Raw genomic sequence first — 21,522 nt, forward strand, 5'->3', positions numbered from 1 at the left:
GCAAGTTACCATAGTGAATAGGGAGTTTGTACGTGGCTTTATGCGTGGCTTTGTTAATAGTTTTACGTTAGTTAGGCTTTTCTTTATATCATCTAGCCGTTATCCTAGCGATACTTTTGATACTGATCATCATTGCCCATTACACAATAAGTTTATTTATGTCCAAAATGAATGCTGATAGCTCGCCGAATAACCTTGATACGTTGCAACTCGCAGAAAAGATGACAGATACTAGCGTTGTAGAGGTGACGAGCATTCCACTGTCGCTCTATATCCATATCCCATGGTGTGTGAAAAAATGTCCTTACTGCGACTTCAACTCGCATGAGCTTCCTATAGACAGTCAGTTGTCTATGTATGATGACTATGTCGATGCGCTCCTTTTGGATGCGAATATGCAACAGTCATTGGCGCAAGGGCGTCAAATCAGCTCAATATTTATTGGCGGTGGCACACCATCACTATTGCCAATTGCTCAGTATCAGCGACTGTTTTCTGGTTTGCGGTCATGTTTTGAATTTGCAGAGGACATCGAGATTACGATGGAGGCCAATCCAGGGACACTTGAGCATGCGCCATTTGCTCAGTATCTAGAGGTTGGTATCAATCGATTATCTATCGGCGTACAGAGCTTTGACGCTGATAAGCTCAAAGTGCTTGGACGTATCCATGATCCTGTACAAGCGTTATCAGCGATTCGTGCTGCTAGGGCTGCTGGATTTACGCGAGTCAATGTCGATCTCATGCATGGTCTGCCGCAGCAAACCATGAACGAAGCATTAAATGACATTCAAATGGCGCACGATGCTGGCGCAACGCATATCTCATGGTACCAATTAACGATTGAGCCTAACACGGTGTTTTATCGTAGCCAGCCTATTTTACCCGATGAAGACAACTTGGCAGATATCGAACAAGCGGGGCAAACGCTGTTGCAGCAATTGGGGTACAGCAATTATGAGGTTTCTGCATGGGCGGGCGAGTCAGATAAGCCTTGCCGTCACAATATCAACTATTGGCAGTTTGGCGACTATCTAGCGATAGGTGCTGGTGCACATGGTAAAGTGACGATTGATTGTCACGCAGACAGAGGTAGCGCACCGTCAAAAGAAAGTGATAAATCAGAAAACGATTTGTTAGCAGAATCAGGTATCTATCGTTTTAGCAAATCACGTTTGCCAAAAGATTATGTAGGAGATATAGAGACAGAAAAATCCAAGAGCACTCAAAACGTACCAAAAATGGTTGGTTGGCAAGCAATCGATACAGATGAGCTCGTTAGCGAGTTTATGTTAAATGTACTGCGCTTACATGGCGGTGTTGCTTGGGCGTTATTTGAGCAGAGAACAGGACTTAAGCTTGAAAGCGTTACCACACAAGTAGACAAGTTGATTAAGAAAGGGCTACTGCTAGATAGTAAAACTCAGTTACAACCAACATTGTTAGGTCAGCGTTATCTTAATCAAATACTGCGTGCTTTTTTATAGTATCTGATAAAGTGGATGTGTAGTAACTAATTAGAACAAAGAATCCGTGACCAAAAAAAGGACTTACAAAACAGTAAGTCCCTCAAAAAATCTAAAACAATCAAACCTTAGATTTTGTTTTGTACTTCTTGTGCGCTACCAGATACAGCATTACCAGCGCTTGATACGTCTTGGCCCAAGCCTTTGAACGTGTTGCAACCAGTTAGAACAAACATAGCAGCTAAAGATGCGATGATTACTTTTTTCATAATAATATCCTCAAAGATAAATGGATGGTTTATAAATAACAACAGTGAGGCTAAACGGCAGGTTCAGGCATCACTGAAGGGGTATTGGATGAGGCAGTCATACATAAATGCTATCTCGCTATCCATTACAGACATCATAGTGAAAGTTAAAAACCCTGCACAGTATCAAAATGTAATTATTGGCAGTAAACTGTAACTTTTAATTACCTACCGCTCATAAATTTAAATAATAGAGCATCGACCATTTGTGGAGTAAACAAATATGACCATTCATATCGTGTTGGTCGCCCCAAAAATGCCGAGTAATACTGGCAACATTATTCGTTTGTGTGCCAACAGCGGCGCGCAGCTGCATTTAGTCAGACCGTTAGGGTTTGAGCTTGATGATAAGAAACTACGCCGCGCAGGCCTTGATTATCATGAATACGCACATTTGCAGGTACATGATGATTGGACAGCCGCACGGCAGGCGCTGCAAGTAGCCGACTGCCATATTGTCACGGCTTTAACAACCAAACTGAGCAAACCATTCTATGATTATGATTTTGGTGGGCAAGTAGACAGTGAGAAGCTTGATAGGAAAGCCATGCCCAATATCGCGCTAGTCTTTGGTTCTGAGACAGCAGGTCTGGCAGATGATATCCGTGAAGATATCGGTGCCGATAACTGGTTGAGATTACCAATGTTGGCTGATTCGCGCAGTCTAAATTTATCCAATAGTGTCGCCATATGCTTGTATGAAATATGGCGACAGCAAGGATTCTTGGGTGATGAAGGTCGTAGTATTGGCTATGAGACCTTGACGGTCTATGACCCAAAATAGCTATGTAATTCAATACTTAAACAATGGCGACAGACTTGGAAATCTCTGTGTGTTGAATGAGCAGTTAGATACTGCCCATTCATATATGGCGAGTATCTAGTACGATGTCTAGAGTATATTATCGTTTATAAACAGTTGGGCGGCTTTGGCAGTCCAGCTAAGCGATTGACATGGCGTGCCACCAAACCAGTATTAAATAGCTGCTGTAGCTTTTGATTGCTGATGTCGTGCTCAGGCAGGGTTTTCTGTAGCCATTTAATCAATGGGCGTGTCGCTGGTGCATGATTAAACTTGATGAAAAACGCGCGCACTTGCTGCAAGATTTGTAAGTGCTCACTCGTTAAGCTGACATCTAGTGTGTCTGCCAGTTGCTGTGCGATATCAGGTGTCCAAATCGTATGGTCACACAAATGACCATCTTGATCTAAAGCAATATCGCTCGATGCTGTGGCAATATGAGTTGTCGTAGAGGTATGAGTCATCATAAGGCAATCGTCACCACTTTATCAAACTGGCTATCCTGAGATAGGCTAATCCATTCTTCATCCGTTAAAATACCAGTCAATTTGCTCTCTAAATTTAGCTTGCCAGTGGTATTCGCCGTCAGCTGCGCTATATCATCCGCTAATGCATAAATACCTGCAATACCATCTATTTCACTATCATTCAAATAAGCATTAAGCCAGTCGATAAAAGCGGCTGTGGTACCAATTAAGATAATACTATCGCCAGTGCGCCAAGTGCGAGACATCTCTTCAGCACTGCGCCTGAGGGTATCCATCGTGCTGTGTAATTGATATAAAGTTGCCATAACAGTGTCCAAGTGTGTGCTTTATTATTTTATAAGTCTGATTATATTGCCAATTAAAAAGTTAAAATCTGCTCAAAATCTTGCGAGCGGATCATTTCTGGCACCAGCATGAGCTGTGAAGTCAGATCTACTGGCAGCATCCCGATCACCCAACCACTAAAGACATCATCAGGTAGCCAAGCCGCTGGCATGTCGTAAAGATCAAGCGACTGAATCATACCGTGCAAACGTGATTCAGGCTGCATCAATAAGCCAAAAACAGGTGCATCCAAGTACAGCTGCACTTCATGACCGAATGTCGCTAATGTCAGTGCCAATGCACAGCCCTCATAGCTTGCTGCTTCGGTGGGTGTATGCAGCTGGATTAATAATCTCATCATGTATTCCTAAATATATTTATCGCAGGCTAATGTCGTAATAGATGCGCTATCAAAACTGTATTAAACGGCAGCCATCCTGCATCATCAGAGCGAGTTCACTGAGTCCCACCAACGTAAATCCTGTCGCCAGATTGTCACCATCAAGCTGATGACGGGTACTGTTATCCGCGTCACTCACACCGCGGCTAAGAGCTGTGCTGACACAAACAGGCAGTGGTAACTGATATTGTTCAGCCAACATTTGCCACTCTTTGGTCAAATTCATTTGATCAGCGGACTGCCAGCGTAGCCGATTCGCCAGATGCGCCGAATCCCCATAAAAAAAGACATTGAGCAACGCCCGTTTGGTGTTAGGATTGTCGATGTCTTCTTTGTTGACGATATCGTCTGCATGACTATCGATATTATGATCAGCCGATGCGCTCTTAAGGTACGCGCGCGCATATCGTAATGCTAAATGCGCTAATGGGTGACTAGGGTCAGCGGTAATGAGTAGTAGCGGGGTAGTAGTCATAGAGGGCAGTATCACATATTATAAATAAGCGTTTAGAGAGTGTTATAAGGGTGAGACAGTATTATTGAAAGGCTATAACTGTTTTGTGTGAAGCAGTCTAGTCGATTTATAGTCGAGCTTTAATATTTCTTAATACTATTGAGCCAAAATGCTATTTTTATGGAGTATAAAGGTGCGTTGCAATGAAGCTGTCTCAAAGCATTTCGATTAAAGACGTTTATGCTACCATAAAGCGGCTCAAAGCAAATAGAGTCACTGTTACTAAACAGGGCTTTATGTTTTGTAATGATATATTGAGTATGTTCATCTGATGCTGTGACTGTCTCGTAAGAAAAAATAATAAACTTATGAGTTGGGTTCACGTAGTCTTACCATTCTATGTAAGGAGTTTTTGTCACTATGTTACCTGCTATGCCCTCACGTATGAACAGTGGTACAGATTATCAGCCGACAGCAGAGCAACTGCAAGTACTGCAAACAGCCAGTGAGTTTGCTTATCAAATTTGGGAGAGCCGAACGGTTTCCTGCCAAACATTTTTGCGTAGCTACCCACTGAACAGCACATTGACTCGTCAGCAAATCGATGATCTGATACAAGATTATACGCTAGATGAAAACTATCAACTCGCTGATGAAACGAAAGTCATGAGTGGCTTACGTAATTTGCGTAAGCTGTTAATGATGCGCTGGATTTGGCAAGATGCCTTGCAGATGATTAGTCTTGAGCAATTGACTGATGAGTTATCAGAGTTTGCAGATGGTTGTATTTCCTTTGCCAAGGACTATACCTATCAGCATTTGATTGCTAAATACGGTGAGCCAACCTTTATCAATGAACAAGGCAACGTGCAGATCGATGATATGGCTATCATGGCCATGGGTAAGCTTGGTGCTCAAGAACTCAATTTATCGAGTGATATTGACCTAATATTTGTACATCAAGCGCGCGGCGAAACCAATGGTGACAAAGCGAAAGGCACGCGTAGCATAGACAATAAACGTTTTATGACTCGTCTTGGTCAAGGGATTATTAAGCTGCTTGATAATAAAACAGCTGATGGTTTTGTCTTTCGGGTTGATATGCGCTTGCGTCCATGGGGTGATGGCAGTGATTTGGCCATTCATCTGTCCGCATTACAAAAATACTTTACGATGCATGGGCGTGCATGGGAACGTTTTGCTTGGTTAAAAGCACGGGTCGTTGGGCAAATAGATCAGCCATTTTATGATGCGATTCAGGCGCTAATCAAACCATTTGTCTTTCGTTATTATGTGGATTACAGTGCGTTCTCAGCACTGAGGGAGATGAAGTCTCTCATTCAAAATCAAGTTGCACAGCGTGAAGATCTAGACAATATTAAGCTTGGCGTGGGCGGTATCAGAGATATTGAGTTTATTGTACAAGCGTTTCAGCTGATTTACGGTGGTCGGCATCCTCAGCTACAAGTAAAGCCTTGTTTGGAGGCGATGCAAGTGTTACGTGAGCTTGGATATCTAGAGCAGATTACCTACGATAATCTACAAGCCGCGTATCGGTTTTTGCGTCGGCTTGAGCATGCGATTCAAGCCATTAACGATCAGCAAACCCAAAGACTGCCGCATGATGATCATTGGCAGCATAATCTCGCAGTGACGCTTGGGTTTAATGATTGGCAGGCATTACTGACCCAATTAAATGCTCATCGAGACAATGTTAATGTGCCATTTGAACGTATGGTGACAGAGCGTCAAGTACCTGACAATGATGATACCGATCTAGAGCCTGAGCATTTAGAAGCGCAAATTGCGCGTCTAAACGAGGTACTAACAGAAGAAAATCGCGAGTTATTACAGAATTTTTGGCAATCAAAGATGGTCGCTAACCTCAGCGAGGAGGCCCGAGAGCGCTTAGATGACGCGTATCCTGTTATTGTCCACGCGCTATTGGCTCATCAAGAGCAGCAAAAACTTGCCAATGCTGCTTTACCACGCTTGATTGCATTGCTCGAAGCCATTTGCCGACGCTCAATTTACTTGGTCATGATTGCAGAAAACCCCAATGCAACGATTGAGCTGATTCCGATGCTATCAGCCAGTCCGTGGATTGCAAAAGAGTTGGCACAATACCCTGTATTATTAGACACCTTTTTACAGCAACACTATCGCCACCTGCCAGATAAGCCTGAGCTGCGTGATATCCTGCGCCAACAGTTATTGCGGGTCGAACCTAATGACGAAGAAGAGCTGCTAAGCGTATTACGACTGTTCAAGAAAAACCAAGTATTGGCTGTGGCTGCCAGTGATGTGTTGGCTGAGCGCCCGATCATGAAAGTATCGGACTCATTGACTTATATTGCTGAAGTGGTACTAGAAGCCGCACTAGAGCGTGCTTTTGCAGAGATCGTCAACCGCTATGGCTATCCGATTGGTCAAGATGGTGATCCAGTGACTGAAGCGGAATGTGGCTTTGCGATTATCGGTTATGGCAAGCTTGGTGGATTAGAGCTCTCGTATTCTTCCGACTTGGATTTGGTATTCTTGCATAAGATAAAAGAGCAGGGCATGACCACTGGTGAGAAATCGGTGAGTGGAATGAAATTTGCTGCGCGTCTTGTACAAAAGCTAATGAATTATCTCAATACCCAAACACGAGATGGTAGGGCATACGAGATTGATATGCGTCTGCGTCCGTCGGGCAACGCTGGCATGATGGTGGTATCTTGTCATGCCTTTGAAACCTATCAAATGGACAAAGCGTGGTCATGGGAGCATCAGGCATTAGTTCGTGCTCGGGCGATTTGTGGTGACAGACGAGTGACTGCACGCTTTTGTGACATTCGCCGAAATGTGTTGGCGCTGCCGCGGACATTGGAGCAAGTACGTTCTGAGGTCACCAGCATGCGTATCAAAATGCAAAAGCACTTAGGCACCAGCCAGTGGCAACAGCAATCGGGCAAGTTTCAACTCAAACAAGATGCAGGCGGTATTGTAGACATTGAATTCTTAGCGCAGTTTGCGGTATTGGCCTATTCACATGAGTATCCAAGCTTGACCAAATGGAGCGATAATGTCCGTATTTTTGAAGAAGTTGCTTTGCTTGGCATATGGCAAGAGCAAGTCTGTCAGGAATTGACCGATGCCTATCTGAGAATACGTGCTGCCACTCATCAACTGGCACTATCAGAGCAGTCATTATTGGTCGATGAGTCACTCTGGCAGGAGACGCGCGCACTGGTACAAGCGCAGTGGCAGCATCTAATGGGCGTAGAATCTAACGAAGAATAATTATGAGATTTGTTTTTATTAAGGCCTTGCTGATAACCAAAGAGACGCTTAAACTGTAAGGTTTTATGATAATTAAAAAGCGTAATTAAAAACTATAGGGTCTCAAACCAAAAGATTTCATTTGCCAATACGGCCAGTGATATAATCGATCACACATCATCTTAATACTGTCAGCTGTTCGTCATAATGAAACTGTGCTTTAAGCAATAAAAATGGGCACTGCGGTGTTATCATACGATGTTGATCACTACTGTTAAATAAAACCTACCTAAGAAAAGTTAGACGTCAGTGCTAGCATAAGGATTATAAAATGAATATGGCAACACAAGATGGTAAGCTTTGGATGAATGGCACGATGATTGAACAGCCAGATGCTAAAGTTCATGTGCTTACCCATAGCTTGCATTATGGCATGGCTGTGTTTGAAGGCGTGCGTGCTTACCAAACCGCTGATAATCGCACGGCTATTTTTCGCCTAAAGGAACACACTGAACGTCTACTTGGTTCGGCAAAAATCTTTCAAATGGACGTGCCGTTTGATGCGGCCACGCTAGAGCAAGCACATAAAGATGTGGTCAAGCAAAATAACTTGGCAGAAGCCTATATTCGTCCGCTTATTTGGGTAGGTGCAGAAAAGCTTGGCTTATCTTCGCGTGACAATAGCATCAATGCTATGGTTGCTGCATGGCACTGGGGTGCATATCTTGGTGAGGAAGGCATCAAAAATGGTATCCGTGTAAAAACCTCTTCATTCACGCATCATATGCCAAACGTCACTATGTGTAAGGCAAAAGCTTCAAGTAACTATCCTGTGTCTATCATGGCCAACCAAGAAGTCACTCGTAATGGTTATGACGAAGCTATCTTGATGGATCCGCAAGGGTATGTGTGTCAAGGTGCTGGCGAGAACTTATTCTTGGTAAAAGATGGCGTGCTACATACGCCAGATTTAGCGGGCGGTGCACTTGATGGTATCACTCGTCGTACTATCCTTCAGTTCGCGGCTGATCTAGATATCAAAGTCGTTGAACGTCGTATCACTCGTGATGAGTTCTACTTAGCAGACGAGATCTTTATGACAGGTACTGCTGCTGAAGTGACGCCTATTCGTGAATATGATGATCGTACTATCGGGAATGGCGGCCGAGGACCATTGACTGAGAAACTGCAGACTTTATACTTTGATGTGGTTCATGGTCGTAACGAGCAATATATGGATTGGTTAAGCTTTATTGACTAATAAAGTCGTTAGTTTAAAGACCAAAAAGGCTGAACATAATTGTTCAGTCTTTTTTTTATGCTAATATAGCCATCATATTTATTCTTAAGATTAAAGTGAGCAGTCCATGCCAATAGATTCTAGTACAGCAGATAATAAAAATATCAAACAAATTATTTGTATTAAATGGGGTACAAAGTACGGGGCTGATTACGCCAATAAATTGTATGGCATGGTATCTCGCAATATTACGCCACCGTTTCGTTTCGTCTGTTTTACCGATGATACCACCGATGTACGTCCAGAAATCGAATGTCAAGAATTGCCACCATTAGATGTCACCATGCCAACTAATACACTTGGCAAGTGGCCAAAATCACGTTTGTGGGGGGAGAAGTTAGGTGATTTGACTGGGACAGTATTATTTGTAGATTTGGATGTGATTATAGTAGATAGCCTCGATCCTTTCTTTGAATACGGCGAACCAGACGATGTTATTTTGTCTTATAACCCGAGTAACCCATTAGAGCGCCTAGGGCAAACGTCTTGCTTTAGATTCAAGATAGGGTCGCTTGTCTCATTGCAAGAAAAATTCAAAGCTGATCCACAAGGTATCGCTGATGAGTATCGTTTTGAGCAGCGCTTCGTCACTCGTAATGCGCCAGGCGGTGTCAAGCTGTTTCCAAAGGCATGGGTCGCGCACTTTAGACGCAAATGTCGTCAACCGTTCCCACTTAACTACATCAAAGAGCCAAAGATTCCTAAAGGTGCTCGAATTGTTATTTTCCCTGGCGACTTATATCCTACACATGCGATCGAAGGTAGATATAATAAAAATGCTGCTAACAATGCCAAAGATCACTTAAAAAGATTAACTGAGCCCAAAAATCTAAAAAGACCGTTACGTCACTTGCGTCATTTTATCTTGCCAGTAGGGTGGATCGAAAAGTACTGGAAAGAATAGGTCCCATTATATATTTGAGTATTATCGCATTGCATTAGCACAGATAAATATTAGTCAGTGAACGGATAAAATTATGAATACAGAAGATACTATTAAAGTCTTTGTTGGTTGTGACCCAAATAACTGTGATCTAGAGCAGATGATGGTATTAGATTATAGTATTCATAAACATACCAGTGTACCCGTTGAGATAGTATGGATGCAGCTGTCACGCGATCCTAATAGCTATTGGTATTCTAATCCTGAGACTGGAGAGGGTTGGAATACCACTAAATGGTCAACGCCTTTTTCAGGCTTTCGCTGGGCAATTCCAGAGTACTGTCAATACTCTGGTCGTGCCATCTACATGGACGCTGATGTCATTATTTTAGATGATTTGGCAAAGCTGTGGCACCATCCTATTGAAGGACAGTCTGTTGTAGCTGCTAAGACTAATGCGGATATGACTCGGTTGTGTACATGCGTATGGGATTGCAAGGCGGCGAAAAACATTGTCCTACCAATTAAAAAACTCAAGAAAGATCCCAAAAGCCATAAAGAAATGATGGCTGTATTCAAACATAATAATCAGCTCATTGAGCCTTATCAGGATAGTTACAACTGTATAGATGGCGAAAACTTAGCATTAGAAGATATTAGGATTTTGCATTATTCAGATATGGGTACACAGTTCAGTCATAAATATTCATTACCTAGAGTCAGTGAAGAAGGTATTGAGCATTGGTTTGACGGTGAAATAATGTCGCACCCAAGGCAGGATTTATCTGAGGTTTTTGATGAATATTATAACGAAGCACTTGCTGCTGGATACGATTTAGACAGTTATAGGGTAGAACCTTTCGGTCATTTTCCTAAAAAATCTCAAGAAGGTTATACTGGTAATAAGGTGACTCGTCCACACGCTTCTAAATCATTTTTTTCGAAGCTATTTAAACGCTAGTTTTTTAATGAAGCAATGATAAGCCTTTTTAAGAAGGTGAAAACTTACTCCATAGGTTATCGTGTATGAAGCAGCATAAAAAAACAGTGTTACTCGTTATTAATTGTCTACAAGGCGGCGGTGCGGAACGTGTCGTATTAACATTGGGGCAAGGGTTTTATGAATTGGGCTATGAAGTACATATTCTAAGATTTAAGCCGTTAGTACAGTATGACTTAAGTCCGAATCTTAACTACCATGTACTTAAGTTTAAGCCGTATAAACTTATACCAGGGGCCCAAAGACGTGACCAGATTTTTGCACGGGCTGTTGATAAATACGTGTCGAAAAATATCGGTCAGCCTGACATCATACTGTCCAACCTAGATCGTGCCGATAGTATTCTAAGTAATAGTAAACTGCCTAATATCACTTATATTATTCATAACACAGTATCACTACTCTATAAGTTTAATAAAAATCACGACGCTGAGCAGTTAAAGCAAAGAATGATAGATATATATGCCAAGCACCCTTGTGTGTGCGTTAGTGAAGGCGCTCAAAAAGACTTTATCAAAAGCTTTGGTCATATTACGCCAACCACCGCCATTCACAATCCAATTGATAAAAACAGTATTCAACAGCAAGCCGATGCTTTTGTCCCTGACTACCAGAACTATATTATTCATGTCGGGAGTTTTAAAGATGCCAAGCGTCATGATGTATTGGTAAATGCTTATGCAAAAACAGATCAATCTATGCCTTTACTACTTTTGGGTCAAGGGAAGCATAAAAGTGAAACAGAGCGACTGGTAACAGAGTTAAGCCTAGAAGACAAGGTAATATTTTTAGGATTTCGTGATAATCCCTTTCCTTACATCAAAAATGCGCAGTTTAAGATATTGACGTCTGACTGGGAAGGGTTTGCTCTGGTCATTGCCGAAGCTCTCGTGCTAGGTACTCCTGTTATCAGTACTAACTGTCCGTCAGGCCCAAGTGAATTACTACCAGAACATAATTTGATGCCGATGGGTGATATTGATGCCATTGCCGAAAAAATGCAGCAAGCGATTAGTAATCCGCAAACGTTTCATGCGCCATTCGATGAAGCGCTGCTACCAGCCAAAATAGCAGAAAAATACGTAGAATTTACCCAAAATCTATAGCTGGTAAAATAGTTGGGCCGATACATCTCTAAGTCTAAATATTTATTTTTAAGAATACTTAATAAATGATTGATAATAATACAGAAAAAAAAGAACATTCGAATAGTAAAGAAAAAGTGCTATTGGTTATTAACTGCTTGCAAGGTGGCGGTGCAGAACGTTCGGTCTTGACGCTGGGACAAGGTTTTCATGAGTTAGGTTATGACGTCCATATTTTACGCTTTAAATCTAGAGTAGCTTATGAGCTCAGTAATTATATTTCTTATCATCAACTGGACCTAAATGATTATAACTCTATACCTACGAAACGTCTTAGGTACTGGTATTTTGCAAAAGTATTAGACAGATACGTGCGCAAAGAGATTGGTACTCCAATATTGACGCTAGCGAATTTAGATAAAGCCGATATGGTCTTGCGCCATAGTAGTCTGCCCAATATCGCACACGTAATTAGAAATACTATTTCTAAAAAAATTGAATTGTTTAGAAGCCAAGGCAAAAAAGCAAATGATAAAAGATTAAGCAATATATATTCTCGGCATCCTTGTATATGTATTAGTAAAGGAGTCGAAAAAGACTTTCAAGCTACATTGGGTGTGACGAATACAACGACAATATACAACCCGATTGACCAAAGACAGATTGTGCAATCGGCGTCAGAGTTTGAGCTAGAGTTTGACAGTTACATTATTCACGTTGGTAGTTTTAAGACTCAAAAAGCTCATGAAGTGTTGATTAGAAGTTATGCAAAGACTCGGAAAACATTGCCACTTCTATTATTGGGTGAAGGTGTATTGCTAGAGTCAATGAAAGAGCTGGTTACTTCTTTAGGTTTGGAGAACCGTGTACATTTTTTAGGTTTTCAAAAAAATCCATATCCTTATATCCAAAAAGCACAGTTTATGGTTTTGTCATCAGTATTTGAGGGATTTGGACGGGTTATTGCTGAATCACTGGCTTTAGGGACACCTGTTATCAGTACAGACTGCCCATCGGGTCCAAGTGAGTTGCTACCACCACACAACCTCGTCCCTGTAGGAGATGTGGATACATTAGCTAAAAAGATGGATGAAGCAATGGAGAATGCTGGTACATATCAGTCCTCGTTTGACATGGAGTTATTACCAATTAATATTGCTCAACAATATATAGATTTTATGAGAACTAATGGTTAGACATTACTCGGTTGCAGCCTTGATAAAAGGTGTAGGTCGTAGTCGTGTAGTAATATATAAGAGAGATAGACTAATCCAACCACCATTTAGACCAATCATCTCTGTGCAACTGCCGTAAAGTAGCAAAAGCACTGTCATTATTCTGCAGTTTTTCAAACACTGCCAGTAACATGGTCGTGGCCAATTTATCAACTTTCTGAAATTTATTATAGCGTTTTCGCATATTTCTCAAGCTATCATCGGTGCCGATACGAAAATAAGTAAGACCATCGTACAGAGGCAAATCACCGGCATAAAGCATATCGGTTTTTTCAGTTAGCAATGGCATAGATTCAGCATTAGTGGATAACTGCAGAAAGTTTTTGGTCTCATAAGTACGTAAAGTATTCATTAAAGTGACCACATTCATCAAGATAGCTGCTCTATGAGTATTGTCCGAATGATCAATAAACGTATCGCAAGCAGAGACAATCCAGCGCAACGACAGATGTGTCAATAAATAGTCGCTTTCTGCTTCCCATAGTCTTTCAAATTCAGCGAATGTTTTATCTATTTTGTACTTACGACGCATTAGTATAATAAGCGTGTTGTGATAAAAACAGAGTTCAGACTCACCAAGCGATTTATATTTCAAATTATTCAAATGGTTTTCTAAGTCTGTGCTTTTACGCTCATTGGTTAACGCTTCAATATCACACATTGATTCAGTAATGGTTGTTGCTTTCATCTCATCAAAGCTTCTATCATTATAGGTTTTGATAATCTTACCCGCATTCAATCTTTTTTCGCTTCGAAAGATCAATAGCAATTTTCTCTGCCAACTTGAAGGTGTAGCCATGTTATCAAAATCCTCTAAAAATATATAAAGATATTAGCGCCTTAATCTCTATAATATAAGTCTTAGAGATCATTGTTGTTTGTTTAGACTGAATAATACTGTTTATACCAATCGACAAATTGTTTGATACCCTCTTCTATACTAGTTTCAGGCTTAAAGCCAATATCTTCTACTAACTCATCTATGTCTGCGTAAGTAATCGGTACATCACCTGCTTGCATAGGCAATAAATTTTCTTGCGCTTTTTTGCCACAAGCGTCTTCAATGGCAGTAACAAAACGGCGCAAAGTGACTGGCTGATTATTACCAATGTTGTAAATCTTGTAGGGAGCAGTCGCTGTTGTAATAGTAGAATGCTGGGGAGAAGGGGCCTTATTAATTATACGAATAATGCCGTTGACAATATCATCAATGTAGGTAAAGTCACGCTGCATATCACCATTATTAAATACATTAATTGGCTCACCAGCTAGAATTTTCTTTGTGAACGAAAAATATGCCATATCAGGTCGACCGTAAGGACCGTAAACGGTGAAGAACCTTAACCCTGTTGTAGGGATATTATATAAATGGCTATAGCTATGTGCCATAAGCTCGTTGGATTTTTTGGTGGCGGCATATAGGCTGATAGGAAAATCAACACAATCAGTAGTGGTAAATGGCTGCTTTATATTCATACCATAAACAGAGCTAGAGCTCGCGTAGATTAAGTGTTTGATATCGTGGTGACGACAGCCTTCTAGAATATTAACAAAGCCAACCACATTTGAGTCGATATAGGCATTTGGGTTTTCGATAGAGTAGCGCACACCTGCTTGGGCACCTAAATTAACAACCGTATCAAATTGATAGGTTGCAAAAAGCTCAGACATGGCCTCTCGATCAGCAAGGTCTAACTTAATAAATGTAAAAATTTCTGGATCTGATATCTCACCTAATATTCTCAAACGCGCTTCTTTTAGATCTGTATCATAATAGTCGTTGATATTGTCGATACCAACGATACAGTAATCCCTAGCAGATAGATCTGTTTCTAGTATCGCCTTGATTAAATGAAAACCAATAAAACCTGCCGCACCAGTGACCAGTATTTTCATTAGTCGCTCCCAAACAGATCGCGAGTGAATACTTTGTCTGCGACATCTTTTATATCGTCAGATAGGCGGTTTGCGACAATGACGTCACTCACTGATTTAAAGGTGTCTAAATCTTGAATCACACGCGAATTAAAGAAGTTGTCTTCTTTTAGCACAGGCTCGTAGACAACGACCTCGATACCTTTTGCCTTGATACGTTTCATGATGCCTTGTATAGCAGATGCTCTAAAGTTATCTGACCCACTTTTCATCACTAGGCGATGTATTCCCACGATTTTTGGCTGTCTTTCGATGATTTTATCTGCAATAAAGTCTTTGCGGGTTCTATTAGAATCGACAATGGCTTTTATTAGGTTGCTTGGCACTTCATCGTAATTTGCTAATAACTGTTTAGTATCTTTGGGCAGACAGTAGCCGCCATAGCCAAAGGAAGGGTTATTATAATGATTGCCAATACGAGGGTCTAAGCCAATACCTTCGATGATTTGTTTGGTCTCAAGTCCAAAAGTTTGCGCATAAGTATCAAGCTCATTAAAATAAGCCACGCGCATCGCTAAATAAGTATTAGAAAATAATTTGATCGCTTCAGCTTCAGTAGACTCTACAAATAATAGCGGTGCATCTTTTTTGACGGCACCCTCAAGTAATAGGTTGGCAAATATTCGAGCCTGCTCAGTCTGTGCGCCTACAATAATACGTGAAGGATAAAGGTTGTCATGTAGTGCCTTACCTTCTCGCAAAAACTCAGGCGAAAAAATAATGCGATCAGTCGCATAACGTTCTTTGATACTGGTTGTGTAACCTACTGGCACTGTAGATTTAATAATAATGGTTGCTTGTTGATTCACTAACAGCACTTGCTCAATGACGGCTTCTACTGTGGAGGTATTGAAATAATTGGTCTTGGTATCATAATCAGTCGGCGTGGCAACGATGATGAAATCTGCATCTTTATAAGCTTCTTTAGCATCCAGCGTTGCAGAAAAATTGAGCTCTTTATGCAATAAAAAATCTTCGATATCTGTATCTTCGATAGGAGACTGCTTGGCATTTAACAAGGCTATTTTTTCAGCGATGACATCGACAGCAACGACTTCGTTATGCTGTGCTAACAGCATTGCATTCGATAAGCCTACGTAGCCTGTACCTACTACTGCTATTTTCATAATATATCCAAGTAATTTTTAAGCTTTTATTGGTTTAAATCAATAGTGAGTAATCATCATTATAGTTCAAGCGTAGTTTGAATTCATTTAGGCTCAGTATTTGTGGTATCTAACACGGAGTTAGGCAGATAATCCAAGAATTTGTGCCTCATGGCTTGGCTGATTTTTTTATACAAATCTGGTTTCAAAAGATCCAAACTTTGAATACAACCATATTTAATAGTTCTATCTTCTAAAGCAATGATAAAGTCCTCTACGCTATTCTCATTTTTTAGATAGTTGATAGAGATATTAGATTTTAAATTTGCTTCGCCTTTTTGAATTTTTAGATGATTCATTAGTGTTATAGGGTTAACTTGGGCGACATCTCTGAATCTGTATTTTATCTGCTCGGTCAATAATTGCGGATGATTCAATAAATGGGTCTTTAAGATATTTTTATCGACAATATGAGGGTAGTGATGAATTTCAAAAAACTGATTCATGCCCAGTATTTTAGCACTTAACATTTGGGCAATAGTATGCCTTGGCTGAATCGGTGTGCCAAACAATTTAAAGCGTGATTTTCGAAAATTGAGCTTGGCATTCAAAGCAGCACTTTTACGCCATTCACCGTGAACAATTAGCTTCTCACTGTCTAAAAAGTCATCTATCGTCACTGGTTGATTAAAAAAGAAATCATCGTTCATATAGATAAAATAGTCAGACAATCCTTGAATATTCCAAATCATCGTCTCAATTGATCGAGTGTTGAAGGTCGGTAAAAACTCTTCATAACCCGAAAATATTTCCTTGTGATCGACAATACGTATTTTATCTGCTGCACAGATATTTTGCTTGGCAAATTCATCAATGAATGCTGGCCATTGTTGGTCGGTCACAACATAAATGTGACGGCAAAAAGGCATGTATTTGATGATAGAGGCAATATTATAGTATATCTCATCATCACTTGCGAAACGTGTGGCAGTTACTGCATCTGACGCCACTGCTTTGCCTGACTTATAGTTTTCTCTTTTTTGTTTGAGTATAGGATCTGCGCCATCCACCCAAGCGATGACCACGTCTAATGTTTTCTCGTCAGGTTGCTGCATGACTGATCCTATTTTTTGTGAACGTATTCTATTGATAGATTGATAGTTTCAATGGTGACATTAGTTCAGCTATGATATTTACTGGCATCGTTATTAGCAAGATCTAACTGATTTATAAAATAAAGTTTGATCGCGATTTTACTATGGGTAGACAAACCAATCCGGTTTATACTTCAGCAAGTAAAGGCTGGGCCATGAAAGTAGATGAGACTAGCACATAAAGTCAGAACGCTGCAATAATTAAGACCTTTGGTGCCCTTATCTGGCTAACCCCTTATACCTATATATACAATTAAGCTGAGGCACTAATGCCACCTATGATTTTATTTATTTTAAAAGCACTTGAAGGCCGAGGTGCTGAGCGTATGGTCACAACGTTAGCAAGTGCCTATGTGAAAATGGGTCATAGCGTCCATATTTTATGTTTGGAAGAAACACAGGATATGCCACTAGATGCTGATATTCACTATCATATAGTGCCATACGATGAGGTGTTTTCTGAGCAAAATCTTGAGCCAAACTCTAAACAGGCACAGGCTTACGAGGCAGTCGCTAAGCGTATTGATGAGTATGTGCTCAGCCAAATAGGGACGCCAGATCTGATATTGGCTAATATTTATAAAGTGAATTGGATTATGGTGTATAGCCAATTACCCAACATCGTGAATGTGCTGCATACAGCGCTATCTAAGCAGTTTCAGCAGCAATTATCCGATACACCACTACAGACTATCAATCATTTGAAAACGGTCTATAGTGCTCATCCCTGTACCTGTGTAAGCGAGGGTGCACGCAAAGACTTAATCTCACTTTTAGGAGATATCACCAAAACCGCAACCATTTATAATCCTTGCGATGTCGCTTGGATTCAAAGCAAAGCGTCACAAAAACCACATATCGAACAGTTTGGCTTAGCAGATAAACAGTATATTATTCATGTGGCCTCATTCGATACCATGAAAGGTCATCGAGACTTGCTACAAGCCTATGCAAAAACAGAGCGGAAGCTGCCATTAGTATTGGTCGGTAAAGGCAAGCTTGAAGCAGAGATTGAAGCGCTGGCGTTTCGACTTAACATTAGTGACTGTGTTAGGTTTTTGGGCTTTCAGAGTAATCCTTATCCCATCATTGCCTCAGCGGCACTGATGGTGCTCACCTCTAAGTTTGAGGGTTTTGGCTATGTCATCGTAGAGGCGCAAGCACTTGGCGTACCAGTGATCAGTACCGATTGTCCATTTGGTCCAAGAGAGTTGCTACCTGTCAAAAACTTGATACCTGTCGGCGATATTGATGGATTGGCGATGCTCATCGATCAAGCAGTAGACAATCTGACGGATTATATAGTGCCGCTAAATCAGCAGCTATTGCCGAATAATATCGCGCAGCAATATTTAGAGTTCAGTGTAGCGTTGAATTCATCAGTCAAGAATGACTAAAGATCATCAAATAGAGATTTGGAGACAGGGGAGTGATTGATCACAGCGACACCATGTGCCTTGTAGCTCCTACTCAATAAATTGAAAGAAGGCACAATGCGCTCGTTCATGACTTTGCTCAGCGTGCTTGGCGCGCGGTTGTGGTTATTTTCGTAAAATCGCGGCTGATCGCTATTGAGTAAGTCAATTCCGTATAGATGAATGGCCGCTGCATGGCGTGAGAAAGCCAGCTGTGTGGCTACGTAAGCAACCGTACCCGCCTCGACAAATCCATGAGTGACATTGAGGGAGACGCCGATCTCAGTAGAGCTATGACTGCTATCAATAACAAAATTCGGATGATTGATAAAGTAGGATAAAGGCATTTTCTTATTCAGGCGTTTTTTCTTAAATATGAGCTTATTGAATGATAGCTTATTTGATTTGACGCCCCATGGTCTGTCTACTGGATATAATACCCGCATGGCGTGATGATACGTACGCATGATATCAGGGTGAGTCGTGGCCATCGCTTCAAAGACGGCAAGCGTGGCATATAAAGGTTGACCTGTATAATACTGACGTAAAATTTCAGGCTGATGATTGACAAAGCGCGCATCACTAATGACATAGCCGACGACATGAGTAAATTGATGCCGTCCGGTAAGGCTAAGACTACCATTAACAAAAATAGTGGGCGTGTCTAATAGTTCTGACAACGCTAATTGTTGTACAGATGGGCCTGAGGCAATAATATTGACGTCTTGTCCAAGCAAACTTTGCTCTGCTTCATTGGCATTAAAAGCGTCAATAACGATGAGCTCGTTATCGATGTTGAACCCAGCGGTAGCAGGTAACCTTAAATATAACGCCATACTATGTTCCAGTCGTTGACCTCAAATAACTTGTATCCTAATGCATTGCCGTCAAATTGTTTGGACTATTGGTAAACTATATAGACATGGCTCATGGCTATATATTTACTGCCAGTATTGCTTTAACCATGGGCTTGGTTTCACATGTCGATACCATTTGCCGCCGCTACCAGCAATCGCATCGGGCGGGTTAATCTCACCATGGAAAATTACAATTTTTGCCTCATCTGGAAGAGTAGGTGTGCGCACAAAGTTAAAAGGAATCGGCGCAATACATTGGTACTTAAAGCTGACACACCATGTCTTATCCCAATATTCTAAGTGGTGATGTTCACGCAAGTAATTAGAGAGGTAAGCCTGCTCGTGACGTACTTGGGTGCGAATGGTTTCAAAGTTCCGCTCAAAATTTGCCAGCAAATCAGGATAGGTATTCATACCAATATTAAAGCGATAGACAGAGCTATTGCCAATCATGCGCCAAGGTTTTTTCCAGTCGCGGATGATGACGACGCTGTCTTCATGTTCTGCTTGGTAAGTGAAAAACGCATCGATATTATCGACAATGACGATATCAATATCTAAAAATAGCGCCACACCTTTTAAATCATATAGCTCAGGTTTAAAGGTCGTGAGCTTTTTCCAACCACGTTCAGGACCTGCTGGTAAATCCATGTCAGGTATGGGATAACAAGCAATCGCAGGATCAATACCTGTGCTGTCATCAGTTAAGCAAACCATTTGGAAGTCCAATGTCAGGTGACGGCTCACCATATTGTACAGACGGTTGACGTATTCAGGACCGTATTTATCACCCCATTTCATACAAATGATATAACGCTGTTCAGCAGTATTGTTTTGTGTTGGTTCTATAGGTAAGGTTTTAGTTACGTCAGATGTCATAATGCACTCGTAGTGAGATAATAGTGAGGTAAATGAAGGACTAATAAAAATGAGAGGGTACAGAACTTAGCCAATATTAGCATAACTGTGATTGATGATATGTCTAAATCAGTAAACGATAGTACAGTTATTACTTGCGATTATCGATGTTAGTGTCATCAGTGAAAGAACCATTTACATCGTTACCAGAACGACTACCAGTAGCGTGATGCGACTGAATAAAGACTGCTAAAGTGGCTTTGTCTTTTCGGTAAGGATTGCCTAGATTTGGTATACGCTTAAAACGTCGATAGCCCCACATATAGTGACTATAGTTGTCTTTAATCATATGCTCCATGGCTTTATTGAGTGCGTGAGTCGCTACTTCAGTATTGCGATCATATAGCGCTGGATCGTCGAGCTTATAGCAGTAAATATCAAAACCGCGTCCATCATTACGACGAATACAAGACAAGCCAACTAAGGCACATTTGGTTTTGCTCGCCAGTTTTGAGGCAAGGGTACTGGTTAATGTTTTGATACCAAAGAAGGGAACGACTACGCCGCCTGACGGATCTGGGACGTGGTCTGGTAATACAATACTAAAGCCCCCTTGTTTAAGGGTTTTAAACACGGCTTTAACACCGCTACCATCGGTAGGCACCAACGTTGCATTAAGACGCGCACGCCCTTGAAGAATAAACTCATTAGCGAATCTGCCGTCTACTGGCTTATACATAATAGTTGGCGAACCAAACTGATTGAGCCACGCATTCATCATCTCCCATGTGCCGAGATGAGGGACGATAGCAAGCATGCCATTGGGATTGGCAAGACCTTCTAGTAGAATGTCTTTATTATGGACGTCACAGATTTGGGCAATACTCCATTCAGGTGGCATTGCCCAGCTTTTGATAGATTCAATACTGGTTAAACATTGATGATAGATGATGTCTTTGATCAGCGCTCGTTTTTGTGGCTCAGACAATTTGTCCGTAATCAGCGCCATATTAATATGAATGGTACGCATGATGCTGAGACTTGGTATCTTGACGATCACCCAAGCGACAAAACGTGCCAGCATCTGTAGTACAGACAATGGCACGAATTTAAAAATATGATACGGATTCATAACCACTCACATGGCGATGAATCGCGTAACAAGCACTGTGGGCAGCAATAGTACAT

At 41.2% G+C, this 21,522-nt stretch carries 21 protein-coding genes; 9 read left to right on the top strand and 12 right to left on the bottom strand.

The genetic code is table 11. The features are described 5' to 3' along the window. The first annotated feature begins 221 nt into the window (after positions 1-221). Positions 222-1,487, top strand: a complete 1,266-nt coding sequence (gene hemW / locus I3255_RS05695; protein WP_238037800.1) for a radical SAM family heme chaperone HemW — start codon at positions 222-224, stop codon at positions 1,485-1,487. A gap of 107 nt (positions 1,488-1,594) precedes the next feature. Here hemW and I3255_RS05700 read toward each other — a convergent pair whose 3' ends face one another. Beyond that, entirely contained in the window at positions 1,595-1,735 is a 141-nt protein-coding gene (locus tag I3255_RS05700) for an entericidin A/B family lipoprotein (RefSeq protein WP_201600641.1), read from the bottom strand. Positions 1,736-1,997: 262 nt separating this feature from the next. Between I3255_RS05700 and I3255_RS05705 the strand changes: the two genes are divergently transcribed. Then, positions 1,998-2,558 carry a tRNA (cytidine(34)-2'-O)-methyltransferase gene (locus tag I3255_RS05705; protein WP_238037717.1) on the top strand — a complete coding sequence of 187 codons (561 nt, stop codon included), beginning with the start codon at positions 1,998-2,000 and terminating at the stop codon, positions 2,556-2,558. A gap of 125 nt (positions 2,559-2,683) precedes the next feature. On the opposite strand, the gene I3255_RS05710 is transcribed toward I3255_RS05705, so the two are convergent. From I3255_RS05710 to tusD, 4 genes are read right to left on the bottom strand one after another with little or no spacing between them, the layout of a single operon-like run. Then, positions 2,684-3,040 (bottom strand): TusE/DsrC/DsvC family sulfur relay protein, encoded by a 357-nt coding sequence (locus I3255_RS05710; protein ID WP_238037802.1) that lies wholly within the window; start codon positions 3,038-3,040, stop codon positions 2,684-2,686. Beyond that, complete coding sequence (locus I3255_RS05715) at positions 3,040-3,369, bottom strand: hypothetical protein (RefSeq protein ID WP_238037720.1); 330 nt, start codon at positions 3,367-3,369, stop codon at positions 3,040-3,042. Before I3255_RS05715 ends, I3255_RS05710 begins: the two co-directional genes overlap by 1 nt. A gap of 53 nt (positions 3,370-3,422) precedes the next feature. Further along, entirely contained in the window at positions 3,423-3,746 is a 324-nt protein-coding gene (locus I3255_RS05720; RefSeq protein WP_071001450.1) for a hypothetical protein, read from the bottom strand. Positions 3,747-3,798: 52 nt separating this feature from the next. Then, the gene (gene tusD / locus I3255_RS05725) at positions 3,799-4,263 is read right to left on the bottom strand and encodes a sulfurtransferase complex subunit TusD (RefSeq protein ID WP_238037723.1); all 465 of its coding nucleotides are present in this window, start codon (positions 4,261-4,263) and stop codon (positions 3,799-3,801) included. A gap of 399 nt (positions 4,264-4,662) precedes the next feature. Here tusD and glnE point away from each other — a divergent pair, with 399 nt between their 5' ends. From glnE to I3255_RS05755, 6 genes are all read left to right on the top strand, one after another. After that, positions 4,663-7,527 (top strand): bifunctional [glutamate--ammonia ligase]-adenylyl-L-tyrosine phosphorylase/[glutamate--ammonia-ligase] adenylyltransferase, encoded by a 2,865-nt coding sequence (gene glnE, locus I3255_RS05730; protein ID WP_238037725.1) that lies wholly within the window; start codon positions 4,663-4,665, stop codon positions 7,525-7,527. Between the two features lie 310 nt (positions 7,528-7,837). Then, on the top strand, positions 7,838-8,767 hold the full coding sequence (locus I3255_RS05735) for a branched-chain amino acid transaminase (protein ID WP_102092191.1): 930 nt from the start codon (positions 7,838-7,840) through the stop codon (positions 8,765-8,767). 106 nt (positions 8,768-8,873) lie between these two features. Continuing rightward, a complete protein-coding gene (locus I3255_RS05740; protein ID WP_102092851.1) occupies positions 8,874-9,710 on the top strand; it encodes a glycosyl transferase in 837 nt (278 codons plus the stop codon). Positions 9,711-9,783: 73 nt separating this feature from the next. Continuing rightward, complete coding sequence (locus tag I3255_RS05745; protein ID WP_102092852.1) at positions 9,784-10,650, top strand: glycosyltransferase; 867 nt, start codon at positions 9,784-9,786, stop codon at positions 10,648-10,650. A gap of 65 nt (positions 10,651-10,715) precedes the next feature. Continuing rightward, positions 10,716-11,795, top strand: coding sequence for a glycosyltransferase (locus I3255_RS05750; protein ID WP_238037727.1), 1,080 nt, complete (start codon positions 10,716-10,718; stop codon positions 11,793-11,795). A 65-nt stretch (positions 11,796-11,860) separates the two neighbouring features. Continuing rightward, positions 11,861-12,970: a glycosyltransferase gene (locus tag I3255_RS05755; RefSeq protein ID WP_238037729.1), complete on the top strand. Its 1,110-nt coding sequence runs from the start codon at positions 11,861-11,863 to the stop codon at positions 12,968-12,970. 70 nt (positions 12,971-13,040) lie between these two features. Here the strand turns inward: I3255_RS05755 and I3255_RS05760 are convergent, their stop codons facing one another. From I3255_RS05760 to I3255_RS05775, 4 genes are all read right to left on the bottom strand, one after another. Beyond that, entirely contained in the window at positions 13,041-13,808 is a 768-nt protein-coding gene (locus I3255_RS05760) for a hypothetical protein (protein WP_238037731.1), read from the bottom strand. Positions 13,809-13,891: 83 nt separating this feature from the next. Continuing rightward, a complete protein-coding gene (locus I3255_RS05765; RefSeq protein WP_238037733.1) occupies positions 13,892-14,905 on the bottom strand; it encodes an NAD-dependent epimerase in 1,014 nt (337 codons plus the stop codon). Then, entirely contained in the window at positions 14,905-16,071 is a 1,167-nt protein-coding gene (locus I3255_RS05770; RefSeq protein ID WP_238037736.1) for a nucleotide sugar dehydrogenase, read from the bottom strand. The genes I3255_RS05765 and I3255_RS05770 overlap by 1 nt, the downstream gene beginning before the upstream one ends. An 83-nt stretch (positions 16,072-16,154) precedes the next feature. Next, complete coding sequence (locus I3255_RS05775; RefSeq protein WP_238037738.1) at positions 16,155-17,165, bottom strand: stealth family protein; 1,011 nt, start codon at positions 17,163-17,165, stop codon at positions 16,155-16,157. Positions 17,166-17,473: 308 nt separating this feature from the next. On the opposite strand from I3255_RS05775, the gene I3255_RS05780 reads away from it, so the two are divergent. Then, on the top strand, positions 17,474-18,601 hold the full coding sequence (locus I3255_RS05780) for a glycosyltransferase (RefSeq protein WP_238037741.1): 1,128 nt from the start codon (positions 17,474-17,476) through the stop codon (positions 18,599-18,601). Here I3255_RS05780 and I3255_RS05785 read toward each other — a convergent pair. The 3 genes from I3255_RS05785 to I3255_RS05795 all read right to left on the bottom strand — a co-directional run bounded on the left by I3255_RS05785 (position 18,598) and on the right by I3255_RS05795 (position 21,466). After that, positions 18,598-19,455, bottom strand: a complete 858-nt coding sequence (locus I3255_RS05785; protein WP_238037744.1) for a hypothetical protein — start codon at positions 19,453-19,455, stop codon at positions 18,598-18,600. The genes I3255_RS05780 and I3255_RS05785 overlap by 4 nt on opposite strands. A 105-nt stretch (positions 19,456-19,560) precedes the next feature. Next, positions 19,561-20,355 carry a glycosyltransferase gene (locus I3255_RS05790; RefSeq protein ID WP_238037746.1) on the bottom strand — a complete coding sequence of 265 codons (795 nt, stop codon included), beginning with the start codon at positions 20,353-20,355 and terminating at the stop codon, positions 19,561-19,563. A 130-nt stretch (positions 20,356-20,485) separates the two neighbouring features. Beyond that, on the bottom strand, positions 20,486-21,466 hold the full coding sequence (locus tag I3255_RS05795) for a lysophospholipid acyltransferase family protein (RefSeq protein WP_238037749.1): 981 nt from the start codon (positions 21,464-21,466) through the stop codon (positions 20,486-20,488). Positions 21,467-21,522: the final 56 nt, after the last annotated feature.

Origin of the sequence: Psychrobacter sp. Ps6 (assembly GCF_022129235.1) — a bacterium.
Lineage (GTDB): Bacteria > Pseudomonadota > Gammaproteobacteria > Pseudomonadales > Moraxellaceae > Psychrobacter.